The sequence below is a fragment of the Microbacterium sp. genome (assembly GCF_031180975.1).
In the GTDB taxonomy this organism is placed as follows: domain Bacteria; phylum Actinomycetota; class Actinomycetes; order Actinomycetales; family Microbacteriaceae; genus Microbacterium.
The window spans coordinates 224,935-237,353 of the sequence record NZ_JAPSLI010000001.1; the positions used below are offsets into that span (position 1 = coordinate 224,935).

10 protein-coding genes are annotated in these 12,419 nt (G+C 70.9%); 2 read left to right on the top strand and 8 right to left on the bottom strand.

Features of this window, described 5'->3' with window-relative positions:
* Positions 1-38: 38 nt before the first annotated feature.
* The 7 genes from RIF65_RS01070 to RIF65_RS01100 form a co-directional block, all read right to left on the bottom strand.
* Positions 39-1,847, bottom strand: a complete 1,809-nt coding sequence (locus tag RIF65_RS01070) for an ABC transporter ATP-binding protein (RefSeq protein ID WP_309064664.1) — start codon at positions 1,845-1,847, stop codon at positions 39-41.
* Positions 1,844-3,727: an ABC transporter ATP-binding protein gene (locus RIF65_RS01075; protein ID WP_309064663.1), complete on the bottom strand. Its 1,884-nt coding sequence runs from the start codon at positions 3,725-3,727 to the stop codon at positions 1,844-1,846. The genes RIF65_RS01070 and RIF65_RS01075 overlap by 4 nt, the downstream gene beginning before the upstream one ends.
* A gap of 312 nt (positions 3,728-4,039) precedes the next feature.
* Complete coding sequence (locus RIF65_RS01080; RefSeq protein WP_309064662.1) at positions 4,040-4,543, bottom strand: methylated-DNA--[protein]-cysteine S-methyltransferase; 504 nt, start codon at positions 4,541-4,543, stop codon at positions 4,040-4,042.
* A complete protein-coding gene (locus RIF65_RS01085) occupies positions 4,543-6,033 on the bottom strand; it encodes a DNA-3-methyladenine glycosylase 2 family protein (RefSeq protein ID WP_309064661.1) in 1,491 nt (496 codons plus the stop codon). Before RIF65_RS01085 ends, RIF65_RS01080 begins: the two co-directional genes overlap by 1 nt.
* 128 nt (positions 6,034-6,161) lie before the next feature.
* Positions 6,162-7,769, bottom strand: a complete 1,608-nt coding sequence (gene purH, locus RIF65_RS01090) for a bifunctional phosphoribosylaminoimidazolecarboxamide formyltransferase/IMP cyclohydrolase (RefSeq protein WP_309064660.1) — start codon at positions 7,767-7,769, stop codon at positions 6,162-6,164.
* A 66-nt stretch (positions 7,770-7,835) separates the two neighbouring features.
* Positions 7,836-8,417: a phosphoribosylglycinamide formyltransferase gene (gene purN / locus RIF65_RS01095; RefSeq protein WP_309064659.1), complete on the bottom strand. Its 582-nt coding sequence runs from the start codon at positions 8,415-8,417 to the stop codon at positions 7,836-7,838.
* Between the two features lie 4 nt (positions 8,418-8,421).
* A complete protein-coding gene (locus RIF65_RS01100; protein ID WP_309064658.1) occupies positions 8,422-9,690 on the bottom strand; it encodes a cell division protein PerM in 1,269 nt (422 codons plus the stop codon).
* Positions 9,691-9,783: 93 nt separating this feature from the next.
* On the opposite strand from RIF65_RS01100, the gene RIF65_RS01105 reads away from it, so the two are divergent.
* Positions 9,784-11,265, top strand: coding sequence for an NCS2 family permease (locus tag RIF65_RS01105; protein ID WP_309064657.1), 1,482 nt, complete (start codon positions 9,784-9,786; stop codon positions 11,263-11,265).
* Positions 11,266-11,307: 42 nt separating this feature from the next.
* Here RIF65_RS01105 and RIF65_RS01110 read toward each other — a convergent pair whose 3' ends face one another.
* Complete coding sequence (locus RIF65_RS01110) at positions 11,308-11,718, bottom strand: VOC family protein (RefSeq protein ID WP_309064656.1); 411 nt, start codon at positions 11,716-11,718, stop codon at positions 11,308-11,310.
* An 83-nt stretch (positions 11,719-11,801) separates the two neighbouring features.
* On the opposite strand from RIF65_RS01110, the gene RIF65_RS01115 reads away from it, so the two are divergent.
* Positions 11,802-12,389 (top strand): TetR/AcrR family transcriptional regulator, encoded by a 588-nt coding sequence (locus RIF65_RS01115; RefSeq protein WP_309064655.1) that lies wholly within the window; start codon positions 11,802-11,804, stop codon positions 12,387-12,389.
* The last annotated feature ends 30 nt before the right edge of the window (positions 12,390-12,419 follow it).

Sequence of the window (12,419 nt, forward strand, 5' to 3'; positions counted from 1 at the left end):
CTCCACCTAACCACGGCGAGCACCCGGCCGGAACAGGATCAGACGAGCGACTCCTGCCAGGCGGCGTGCAGTTGCGCGAACTTGCCGTCGCCGCCGATGAGCGCCTGCGGGGTGTCGTCCTCGATGATCCGGCCGTGCTCCATCACCAGCACACGGTCGGCGATCGCGACGGTCGACAGACGATGCGCGATGATGATCGCGGTGCGGTCGGCGAGCAGGGTCTGCAGCGCGTTCTGGATCAGCCGCTCCGACGGGATGTCCAGCGAGGCGGTGGCCTCGTCGAGGATCAGCACCGCCGGGTCCGCGAGGAACGCCCGGGCGAACGAGATCAGCTGACGCTGCCCCGCCGAGACACGGCCGCCGCGCTTGTTCACGTCGGTGTTGTACCCGTCCGGCAGGGAGGAGATGAACTCGTCCGCGCCCACGGCACGTGCCGCCGCCCTGATCTCGTCCATGGTCGCCTCCGGCTTGCCGAGGGCGATGTTGTCGGCGACGGTCCCGCTGAACAGGTACGCCTCCTGGGTCACCATGACGATCGCGCGGCGGAGATCCTTCGGGTGCAGCATCCGCAGGTCGACGCCGTCGAGCGTGACCCGCCCCATGGTCGGGTCGTAGAACCGCGACACCAGCTTCGCCAGCGTCGACTTGCCGGCGCCGGTCGTCCCGACCAGCGCGATGGTCTGGCCGGCGGGGATGTCCAGCGAGAAGTGCGGCAGGATCGTCTTCTCGCCGTTGTAACCGAACGTGACGTCCTCGAACCGGATCGCGCCGCGCGCCTCCCACAGGTCGACGGGCTTGTCGGGGTCGGGCACGGTCGGCTGCTCGTCGAGCACGCCCGAGACCTTCTCCAGTGCCGCGGTGGCGGACTGGTAGGAGTTCAGGAACATCGCGATCTCCTGCATCGGCGCGAAGAAGTTGCGCACGTACAGCACCGTGGACAGCAGCACGCCGACGCCGAGAACGCCGTCGGAGACGCGCACCCCGCCCCACAGCACGACCAGCGCCAGGGTCAGCGCGGCGACGCCCATCAGGCCCGGCTCGAACGTGCCGAACAGCACCATCGAACGGCGGTTCACGTCGCGGTAGTCGCCGGCGACCTTGCGGAACGTCTCGTCGTTGCGCGGTTCCTTGCGGAACGCCTTGACCGCGCGGATGCCGGTCATGGTCTCGACGAACTGCACGATCACCTTCGCGCTGATGACGCGCGACTCGCGGTACACCAACTGAGAGCGCAGATAGAACCAGCGCATCAGGAGCACCAGCGGGATGCCGGCGACGGCGAGGATCAGTCCGGACTGCCAGTCCGCGATCACCAGCGCGATGAACGTGAACAGACCGAACAGCACGCCGGAGACGAGATTGTTCAAGCCACCGTCGAGCAGCTCGCGGATGGAGTCCAGGTCGCTGGTCTGGCGGGAGATGATCCGGCCGGACGTGTACGACTCGTGGAACTCGAGGCTCAGCCGCTGGGTGTGCAGGAAGATCCGCTTCCGGAGGTCGAGCAGCACGGCCTGGGTGATCCGGGCGGCGAGCACGACGTACAGGCCGATCAGCGCCGACCCGGTGATGCCGGCGAACAGGTAGACGAGGGTGACGGTGATCGCCGGCATCCAGTCCGACCGCTCGAGCAGCACCGGCAGGGCGCGGTCGAGTCCGATGCCGATCAGGATCGGACCAGACACCTGCAGCGCCGTGGAGACGACCAGCACCAGTGCGGCGACGACGATGCGCAGCCGCAGCGGGCGGATCAGCGAGCCGAGCAGGCGCAGCGAGCGCTGTCGGATCGCGCGGCTCTCCTCCTTGGTGTAGTCGGAGCGGTCCTCGCCCTGGGTTCCGGTGACGGTCATGCCTGCACCTCCTCTTCGATGTCGGATGCCGTGTCCGGCGTTTCCTCTCGTTCTGCGTCGGCGTCGCGGATCACCGGGATGGACCCGGTGCGCGCGGCCTCCTCGGCCTCCAAGCTGGAGATCACGTGCCGGTAGTGCGCGCTGGAGCGGAGCAGTTCGGCGTGCGTGCCCACCGCGGTGATCCGCCCCCGCTCGAGCAGCGCGACCCGGTCGGCGAGCGCGACGGTCGAGGGGCGGTGCGCCACGATGAGCGCGGTGGTGTCGGCGAGCACGTGCCGCAGGGCCTCCTCGACCAGCGCCTCGGTGTCGACATCGAGCGCCGACAGCGGGTCGTCGAGCACGAGCACCTTCGGCTTCGCCGCCACCGCCCGGGCGAGGGCGAGACGCTGGCGCTGTCCACCGGACAGGCTGAGCCCCTCCTCGCCGATGATGGTCTCGACGCCGTCGGGCAGCGAGTCCGCGAACCCGGCCTGCGCCACGTCGAGCGCTTCGCGCAGCACGCGGTCGGCCTCGGGACTGTGCGGGTCGAGGTCGGCGCGGCCGAGCAGCACGTTCTCGCGCACGGATGCCGAGAACAGCGTGGCGTCCTCGAACGCCATGGCGATGTGCGTGCGCAGCTCGGACAGGGCGAGGTCGCGCACGTCGACGCCGTCCAGGGTGACCCGGCCGCCAGTGGCGTCGTACAGCCGCGCCGGGAGCGTGGTGAGCGTCGTCTTGCCCGATCCGGTGAGCCCGACCAGCGCCATGGTCTCGCCGGGGCGCAGCACGAGGTCGATCCCGTCCAGCAGGTCGCGTTCGGCGGCGCCGGCGTCCTGATAGCGGAAGTGCGCGTCCTCGAAGGCGAGCTCACCGCGCGGCTCGGCGATGCGAACGGGGTGCTCCGGGTCGGTGATGCTGTTCGTGGCCTCGTAGATCTCGAAGACGCGATCGGTGGCGGTGCGGGCGTCGAGCATGAACGAGAACAGGAACCCGATCGACTCGATCGGCCACCGCAGCACGGTCGCCATCGCGAAGAACGCGAACAGCTGCGGCAGTTCGATGGCGCCCTGCCAGATCAGCCACATGCCGGTGATCAGGCTGAGGCCGAACGCGATCTGCGGCATGAGGTCGAGCCAGAACCAGATCTCGCCGATCGCCCTGGCCTTGCTCAGCTCCGTCTCGCGCAGCGTCTCCGCCTGCCGGCTGAACCGGCTGAGCGCGTGCTTGCCGCGCCCGAACGCCTTCAGCACGCGGATGCCGTGCACGCTCTCCTCCACGCTGGTGGCGAGGTCGCCGGCCTGGTCCTGGCTGCGCCGCGCGAGCGCGCCGTAGCGCTTCTCGAACAGGTAGCCCTGGATCCACATCGGCACACCGGTGACGAGGAAGATCACCCCGAGCAGCCAGTGCCACCGGAACAGCAGCACGGCGCCGATGATGATGGTCAGCACGTTGACGACGAGCAGGATGAGACCGAAGGCCAGCCACCGCCGGATGATGTTGATGTCCTGCATCATGCGGCTGAGCAGCTGTCCCGACTGCCAGCGGTCGTGGAACGCCACCGGCAGGGTCTGCAGCCGCGCGTACAGCTCCGAGCGCATCCGGTACTCCACCTCGGTGGCCGGCGTCAGCACGAACCAGCGACGCAGCCACACCATGGCCGCCTCGCCGAGGCCGAGAGCGAGCACGCCGAGCGCACCGGCGACGATGAGGCCGGTGACGCCGGATTCGATGGGCCCGCGGACGATCTGCTCCAGCAGCACGGGGATCATCAGCGCGATGATCGCGGCGGCGAGCGCGCTGAGCGCCCCTCCGGCGAGACGGCCGAGGATGGGCCGCACGAACGGCTTCAGGCGCCAGAGCGCGGCGAACGTGGACAGGGATGACGACGAAGACGTGGACATGACTCTCAGACGAGTTGCGAGCGGACGGCGAAGGCGAGGGGCGGATGCCCGAGGCACGGGGTCGATCGGCGGGGACGAGCGGAGCGCGCGGCGGCGTCAGTCGCGTGCGCTGATCACCCGCGAGCCCGGAGCGAAGAACGGAGTGACGGTCGTCTCGGTCATGGTGTCCCCCTCAGGCTCGGCTTCATCGGCCGGTCGGCGCGACAGCCTTCGAGCCTATTGCTGTGAACCTGCTGATGGCAAGCACTATTCCGGTTTTCGGGTCAGCGTTTTCCCGCACGGGCGGGAGGCGCCTCGTGCGGGTGGAGCGGGCTAGGAGGCGAGCGTCCCCGCCTCGCGGTCCAGCAGGCTGCGCTTCACCTCGATGCCCCACGCGAAACCGCCCATGCTGCCGTCGCCGCGCAGCACCCGATGGCAGGGCACGAACAGCGCCGGCGCGTTGCGCGCGCAGACGGATGCCGCCGCTCTGACCGCCCGCGGGCTGCCCAATGCGACCGCGAACTCGGTGTAGGTGAGCGGCGCACCGGGAGTGATGCGCCGCAGCGCCGCCCAGCCGGTGTGCTGCATGTCGGTGCCGAACTGGCGCACCGGCACGGTCTCGATCGCTTGCAGGTCGCCGTCGTAGTACGCGAGCGCCGCGTGCGCGGCATCCGTCTCCCCCTCCCGCACGTCGGCGGGGCGGTGCGCGGGCGACAGCCGGGCGAGGATCGCGTCGTACGAGTCGGTCCAGCCGGACGACAGCACGCGCTGCTCGGCGTCGGCGAGGATCGTGAACGGGCCGTCGGGGGTGCGGACGGTCTGGATCAGCGCGGTCATCAGGTCTCCTTCGGGGTCTTGGCACGCGCGGTTCGCACGGGAGCCGCGCGCCAGAGGTGAGCGGTCAGGTAGCTGCGCCACGGCGCGAGCCGTCCGGCCCACGCGGCGAGCGCGGCCGGCTCGGCGGGGATGCCGGCCGCGGCGGCGCCGGCGCGGACGGCGACATCACCGGGCAGCAGGACATCCGGGTCGCCGAGCACGCGCATCCGCACGTAGTCGGCGGTCCACGGCCCGACGCCAGGGAGGGCCAGCAGGGCGGCGCGTTGCTGCGGCCCGTCGTCGCCCACCGTGAGGGTGAGCGATCCGTCGGCGAGCGCTGCGGCGGCGCCGGTGATCGCGCGGATGCGGGCGGCGGGCCCTCGGAGGACCTCCGCGCCGTGCTCGGCGATCGCGGCCATGGTCGGGAACAGGATGCCGGACGGTGTGCGCTCCCCGAGCGCCTCCGCCAATGTGGTCAGCGCGGTGCGCGCCGCGGCGACGGTGATCTGCTGACCCACCATCGCGCGGATCAGCATCTCGTGCGGGTCGGCCGCCCCTGGGACACGGATGCCGGGGGTGCGCGTGACGAGGGATGCGAGTTCGGGGTGTGCGGCGAGCGCCTCGTCGACGGCGAGCGGGTCGGCGTCCAGGTCGAAGATGCGCCGCACCGTGGCGACCAGTGGCGCGAGATCGCCGAGCTGCGTCACACCGGCTCGCAGGCGCAGCCGCCCTTCTTCATCCTGGCGCACTTCGAACCAGGCCGGGCCCCCCGGCATCCGCAAGTGGCGGGCGAACGACGTCGGCGTCGCCTCCTCGACTCCGGGCAGGGCGCGGGCGGCCATCCAGGCGAACACCCCCGCCGCGTCCAGCGGCGCCCGGAACGGGAGGGCGAGATCGATCGGACCGGGACTCGAATGCGCGTCGGCGGCGTGCACGTCCTTGCGGCGGCGGGCGCGCAGCTCGCCGGGCGTGAGACCGAACACCTCACGGATCGTGTCGTTGCACTGCCGGATACTGGCGAATCCGGCCGAGAACGCGACGTCCGAGATCGGCATGTCGGTGCCGACCAGCAGCATCCGCGTCGTGTGCGCCCGGTGTGCCCTGGCCAGGGCGAGCGGACCCGCGCCGAGCTCGGCCGTGAGCAGCCGGGTCAGGTGGCGGCTGGAGTAGCCGAGGCGACGGGCGAGCCCCGGCACCCCCTCGCGTTCCACGACCCCCGCCGCGATGAGGCGCATAGCGCGGGCGGCGGTGTCACCGCGGAGGTTCCAGGCCGGAGAGCCCGGTGCCGCCTCGGGCAGGCATCGCTTGCAGGCACGGTAGCCGGCCTCGTGCGCGGCGGCGCTGGTCGGGTAGAACGTGACGTTCTCGGGCTTCGGGGTGCGAGCCGGGCAGCTGGGACGGCAGTAGATGCCGGTGGAGCGCACCGCCGTGACGAACTGCCCGTCGAAGCGGGTGTCCCGCGCGCGGATCGCGCGGTACCGCTCGTCGAAGTCGGTGACGGTGAAGCTCATGGCTCCACTCTGTCACGCTCACCCGACACCGACTAGCGGAAATCGGACACGGCAGTGACTTCGCCTGACTCGGGGACGGGGTGGATCATGGCGAGGGGTCACCGCCCCCGCCGCGGGGTCCGCGGGCGTCAGTGGAAGAAGTGACGCTCCCCGGTGAAGAACATCGTCACGCCGGCCTTGCGGGCGGCATCCACGACCTCGTCGTCCCTGACCGAGCCGCCCGGCTGCACGATCGCCGTGACTCCGGCGTCGATGAGCACCTGGGCGCCGTCCGCGAACGGGAAGAACGCGTCGGACGCGGCGACCGACCCCGCGGCGCGGTCACCCGCGCGCTCCACTGCCAGGCGGCACGAGTCGACGCGGTTGACCTGACCCATTCCGACGCCGACGGTCGCGTTGCCCTTGGCGAGCACGATCGCGTTCGACTTCACGGCACGGCACGCCTTCCACGCGAAGATCAGGTTCTCCAGCTCGTCGTCGTCCGGGCGCTCCCCCGACACGAGCTCCCAGTTCTTCGCGACCGACCAGATGTCGTCCGGGAACCGGTCGGCGTCCTGCAGCAGCAGCCCGCCGGACACCAGGCGAACGTCCATGCGCTCCTGCCGCCAGTCCTCGGGCAGCTTCAGCAGGCGCAGGTTCTTCTTCGCCTTGAAGACCTCGAGCGCCGCCGGCTCGAAGTCGGGCGCGACGATGACCTCGGTGAAGATGTCCTTCAGGTTCTCTGCCATTTTCAGCGTGACGGTGCCGTTCGCCGCGATCACACCGCCGTACGCCGACACCGGGTCGCACTCGTGGGCGCGCAGGTGCGCGCTGGCGATCGGGTCGAGGGCGTTCGGGGCGGTCGTGGCGATGCCGCACGGGTTGGCATGCTTGATGATCGCGACGGCCGGGAGCACCATGTCGTAGGCGGCGCGCAGCGCGGCATCCGCGTCGACGTAGTTGTTGTACGACATCTCCTTGCCCTGCAGCTGGGTGGCCTGGGCGATGCCGTGGCCGCCCGCGCGGGTGTAGATGGCGCCGCGCTGGTGGGAGTTCTCGCCGTAGCGCAGGGTGGCCAGCCGCTCCGCCTTGATGGTCAGATGCGCGGGCAGGTCTCCACCCTCGGCGAGCGTGCCCTCCGCGAACCACTGGGCCACGGCGGAGTCGTACGACGCGGTGTGCGAGAAGGCGCGGGCGGCGAGCTGGCGGCGCTGCGCCAGCGTCGTCCCGCCGGCACGGATGGCCTCGATGACGGCGCCGTACGACTCCGGCGAGACGACGATCGCGACGTTGGCGTAGTTCTTCGCCGCGGCACGCACCATCGCGGGGCCGCCGATGTCGATCTGCTCCACCACGTCGTCGCCCTCGGCGCCGGACGCGACGGTCTCGACGAACGGGTACAGGTTCACCACGACGAGCTCGAACGGCTCGATGCCGAGGTGCTCGAGCTGGCCCTCGTGGTCCTCCAACCGCAGGTCGGCGAGCAGTCCGCCGTGGATCTTCGGATGCAGGGTCTTGACGCGCCCGTCCAGCATCTCGTCCACGCCCGTGACGGCCGCGACGTCGGTGACCGGGTGGCCGGCCTCGCGGATCGTGGCAGCCGTCGACCCGGTCGACACGATCTCCACCCCGGCGGCGACCAGCGCCTCGGCCAGCGGGAGCAGGTCGGTCTTGTCGCTCACCGAGACGAGGGCCCGCCTGATCGGCACCGTGTCGCGGTGGCGGTACAGCGAGGGGTCCTGGCGGGGGCCGGCCATGGTCGTGCTCCTTCGTTCGTGCGTTCGGGTCTGCGTCGGATCGTGCGGGACGTCGGTTCGGTCGGGTCAACCGGTCAGCGCGAGCTCGCCGGTCGCGATGCGGCGCACCACGTCGATGAGCAGGCGCCGCTCGACCGGCTTGATGCGCTCGTGCAGGCTGTGCTCGGTGTCGCCCGGGTGCACGGGCACGCGCTCCTGGGCGAGGATCGGGCCGGTGTCGACGCCGTCGTCGACGACGATCACGCTGGCGCCGGTCTGGGTCACGCCCGCGGCGAGCGCGTCGCGCACGCCGTGTGCGCCGGGGAACTCGGGCAGGTAGGCCGGGTGGGTGTTGATGATCCGCGGCGCGTAGCGGGCGACGACGGATGCCGGCAGCAGGCGCATCAGGCCGCTGAGCACCACCAGGTCGGGCGTCCAGACGTCGAGTTCGCGGGCGAGCTCCTCGCCCCACGCCTCCCGGCTGTCGAACGACCCCCACGGCACGGTGAAGGTCGGGATGCCGAACTCCTCGGCGTGGGCGAGGCCTTCGGCTTCCCGGTCGGCGCCGACGACGACGACACGGGCAGGGAAGTCGGGGTGGCTCGCGGCATCGAGCAGGGCCCGAAGATTCGAACCGGTGCCCGAGATGAGAACGGCGAGCGTCAGCACCCGGTCAGTCTATCGGGGCGGTGAGCCCGGCCATCTCCGCGTTCCAGCGGTCGGTGCGCTCCTCGGCGAGCTCGTCGCGGTGCCGAGGGGTGAGCAGCAGGATGCCGGCGCCGAGCAGCACCTCCACACCGATCGCGAGGGCCAGTGCACCGGGCGCCGGCCCCGCCTCCGCGAGCCGGCCCGGTCCGATCGAGCCGGATGCCAGCACGGCGGCGAGCGCCGCAGCGCCCGCCGATAGCGCGGCGATACCGGCAGCGATCGCGGCGCGCGGAGCGAGCCCGGTTCCGAGCCCCTCCCAGACCAGGCGGGAACGGATCATCCACCCCGCGACCGCGCCGGCCGCGACCGGGACGAGGACGCTGATCAGCATCCACATCGAGGAGTTCTCCGGGATGAGACCGAGCACCGGGATGCCGGGGACGACCCCCAGTTCGGTGCCGGCCGGTGACACGGCCGTGCCGCTGCCGACCGCGAATCCGGGCCCGGCGAGCCAGCCCACCGACCAGACGATGAGCGTGGGCAGATAGGCGAGGTGCGCCAGCGTGAGCATTGCGGCGCCGAGCACGTCCACCCGCGCGGCCTCGAACAGCGCGATGACCTCGCCGCCGCGCAGCAGCGTCATGACCGCGATTCCCACCGCGCCGGCGCCGGTGAGCGCGACGAGGACCGCCGCCGCGCCTCTGAGCGATTCGGCGGTGACCGGAGCCCAGTCGCCGAGTCCGTCCACGATGTCGTGCAGGCGATCGATGAGACCGCCGTCGCCCTCCGACCATGCGTGCACCACGGCGCCGGCGAGCAGACCGACCAGGTACACGGCAGCCGGGATGACGATGCCCGCCCACAACTCCACTCGCAGCACTCCGGAGCGCGCAGTGAGTGCCACGACGGCACTGGCGGCGGTGAAGGCGAGGGCGCCGGACGCCACGCCGATCGGCCACGACCCGGCTGCCGAGGCGCGCCGCCCCGAGCGAGCGCCGAACAGCAGCGTGAAGAGCAGCACCGCCAGAGGCGGGACGGTCAGGTTGAAGGATGCCGCCGCCGTGGGGATGCCGAGCGACGAGAGCAGCGCGTCGGGCAGTCGCACCTCGACGGGCACCGCGTGCGCGAACTGCCACAGCGTGCCGCTGACCGGCCACAGCGCTCCCCAGTCCGCGGTCAGCCCGAAGGCGAGCAGCCACAGCAGCGTGAAGGGCGCCAGCAGCGCCACCAGGCCGACGGCCGCGGCGACGACGGCGTCGAGCGCGGCGAGGAGCGCGATGAGGAGGCGTTGCATGACGGATCGAGCCTACGACGGCATCCTGCACCCGGGCCGGGGCACGCGCGGAGCAGCGCCGACACGGTAGGTTTTCCAGGGAGGTTCCACCCGATGAAGACTGCCCCGGCGCACGCCACCAACCGACGCACGCCCGACCGCGAACCGGCCGGCGCACTCGACCGCTTCTTCGAGATCAGCAAGCGCGGCTCCACCGTCGGCGCCGAGATCCGCGGCGGGCTGGTCACGTTCGTGACGATGGCGTACATCGTCATCCTGAACCCGATCATCCTGTCCGGCAAGGAGGACGTCGCCGGCAACGCCCTGGCGTTCGGTGCGGTGGGCGCGGCGACCGCGCTGACCGCCGGTGTGATGACCATCGTGTTCGGCCTCATCACCCGTCTGCCGTTCGGTTTCGCCGCGGGCCTGGGAATCAACGCATTCCTGGCGTTCAGCGTCATCGGGCAGGTCACCTGGCCCGAGGCGATGGCGCTGGTGATGATCAACGGCGCGATCATCGTGCTGCTGGCGGCCACCGGCCTGCGGAAGCTGATCTTCGACGCCGTGCCGTTCCAGCTGAAGATGGCGATCACTGTCGGCATCGGCCTGTTCATCGCCTTCATCGGGTTCGTGAACTCGGGCTTCGTCACCACCACCGGCAGCCCGTCGCCGCCGGTCGGCCTCGGTGTCAACGGCTCCGTCGCCACCGTTCCGAGCCTGCTCTTCGTGGTGACGCTGATCATCACCGGCATCCTCGTCGCGCTCAAGATCAAGGGCGGGATGCTGATCGGCCTGGTGTCCGGCACCGTGCTGGCGGTCGTCGTCGAGGCCGTCTGGCACATCGGGCCGAAGACCGGTGCGGACGGCGAGGTCGCCAACCCGGGCGGCTGGGGCCTGACCGTGCCGGCGCTGCAGGGTTCGCCGGTCAGCGTGCCGGATCTGAGCCTGATCGGCGCCGTCGACTTCGGTTTCGATCTCGGCCGGGTCGGTGTGGTGACGCTCATCATGATCGTCTTCACCCTGCTTTTCACGAACTTCTTCGACGCCATGGGCACGATGACCGGCCTGGCCAAGGAGGCCGAGCTCGCCGACGCCAAGGGCGACTTCCCGCGCATCAAGTCCGCGCTGGTGGTCGAGGGCGTCGGCGCCATCGCCGGTGGTGCCACCTCGTCGTCGTCCAGCACCGTGTTCATCGAGTCCGGTGCCGGCATCGGCGAGGGTGCCCGCACGGGCCTGGCGAACGTGGTCACCGGCCTGGTGTTCCTGGCGGCGATGTTCCTCACGCCGCTCACCTCGATCGTTCCCACCGAGATCGCCGCCGCCGCGCTGATCATCGTCGGCGCGATGATGATGGCGCAGATCCGGCACATCGACTTCGCCGACTTCCGGGTGCTGCTGCCGGTGTTCCTCACCGTCACGGTGATGCCGCTCACCTACTCGATCGCGAACGGCATCGGCGCGGGCTTCGTGAGCTGGGTGCTCATCCACGCGTTCTCGGGGCGTGCGAAGTCGGTCAGTCCGCTGCTGTGGGTGGTGGGCGCCGGCTTCCTGATCTTCTTCGCCCGCGGCCCGATCGAAGCGCTGCTGGGCGCCTGACGACCGCGCCGCGTGCGACGGGCGCCGTTCGACGGCGTGCGCTCACTCCGTTGCCGCGTACGCGGCGGCGAAGGCGGGCGATGGCTCGATCGGTTCGATCACGTCGACGAGCACACCGCCAGGCGCCTCGATGATGAAGTGCCGCTGACCGAATTCCTCATCACGCAGGCTGAGCCTCTCCGGCAGGCCGAGGGTTCCCACGAGCCTGCGGTGCTCAGCGGCGGCGTCGGTGACCTCGAGGTTCAGCAGCAGGCCGGCCACGGCCTGCCGGAAACCGGCCGGAATGGTCTCGTGCGCATGGTGCAAGATGGCGAGCTCCCCGGCATCCGACGCGAGGCTGACGTACCACTCGCTCTCGAAGGCGCTGCGGAACCCGAGGTGATCGCGGTAGAACGCTGCCGAGGCCGCGACGTCCTCGACCATGACCACGGGATAGAGGCTGGTGACCGGCATCCGGCCCTCCTTTACGTACAGGCTGTATGTATCTCTTCCGGCTAGGATACATGCACAACGTACGTATGTGAAGAGGAGACGGGATGCCGCGAGCCAGCGCCGCTGACGCCGCGATGACCGCAGAACGGATCCTGCGGTCAGCGCTCACCCGATTCTCGGAGCACGGGTTTGCGGGGACCTCCGTCGATGACGTCGCCGCCGATGCGGCGGTGACGCGCGGTGCCGTCTACCATCACTATCGGTCCAAGACCGGCCTGTTCCTCGCCGTCGTCTCGCGGATGCAGCAGGACGTGGCGCACGCGGTGGTCGCGGCGGTGCGCGACCCGGACCCGGTGGCGGCGTTGCGTGCCGGCAGTCACGCGTTCCTGGATGCCATCACCGAGGCCGGTCGCGCCAGGGTGCTGCTGATCGACGGGCCTGCCGCGCTGGGGTGGTCGGCGTGGCGACGTGCCGATGCGGAGGCCTCGGCGGTGCACCTGCGTGAGGCGCTCGTGGACGTCGGCGTCCCCACCGACGCCGTGGACGCCACGACAGCCCTGCTGTCGGGCGCGATGAACGAAGCGGCCCTCTGGCTGGTGGAGAGCGGTGCGGACGCCACGAGCCGGCGGTCCGTGCACGACGCGCTCGACGGAATGCTCGTCGCGGTCGCCGCTTCCTCACACCGCACATGACGAAGGCCCTGGGGTGGAACCCAGGGCCTT

Coding starts and splice junctions, on each gene's coding strand:
- RIF65_RS01070 (WP_309064664.1), bottom strand. CDS start 1,847: ATGACCGTCACCGGAACCCAGGGCGAGGACCGCTCCGACTACACCAAG.
- RIF65_RS01075 (WP_309064663.1), bottom strand. CDS start 3,727: ATGTCCACGTCTTCGTCGTCATCCCTGTCCACGTTCGCCGCGCTCTGG.
- RIF65_RS01080 (WP_309064662.1), bottom strand. CDS start 4,543: ATGACCGCGCTGATCCAGACCGTCCGCACCCCCGACGGCCCGTTCACG.
- RIF65_RS01085 (WP_309064661.1), bottom strand. CDS start 6,033: ATGAGCTTCACCGTCACCGACTTCGACGAGCGGTACCGCGCGATCCGC.
- purH (WP_309064660.1), bottom strand. CDS start 7,769: ATGGCCGGCCCCCGCCAGGACCCCTCGCTGTACCGCCACCGCGACACG.
- RIF65_RS01100 (WP_309064658.1), bottom strand. CDS start 9,690: ATGCAACGCCTCCTCATCGCGCTCCTCGCCGCGCTCGACGCCGTCGTC.
- RIF65_RS01105 (WP_309064657.1), top strand. CDS start 9,784: ATGAAGACTGCCCCGGCGCACGCCACCAACCGACGCACGCCCGACCGC.
- RIF65_RS01110 (WP_309064656.1), bottom strand. CDS start 11,718: ATGCCGGTCACCAGCCTCTATCCCGTGGTCATGGTCGAGGACGTCGCG.
- RIF65_RS01115 (WP_309064655.1), top strand. CDS start 11,802: ATGCCGCGAGCCAGCGCCGCTGACGCCGCGATGACCGCAGAACGGATC.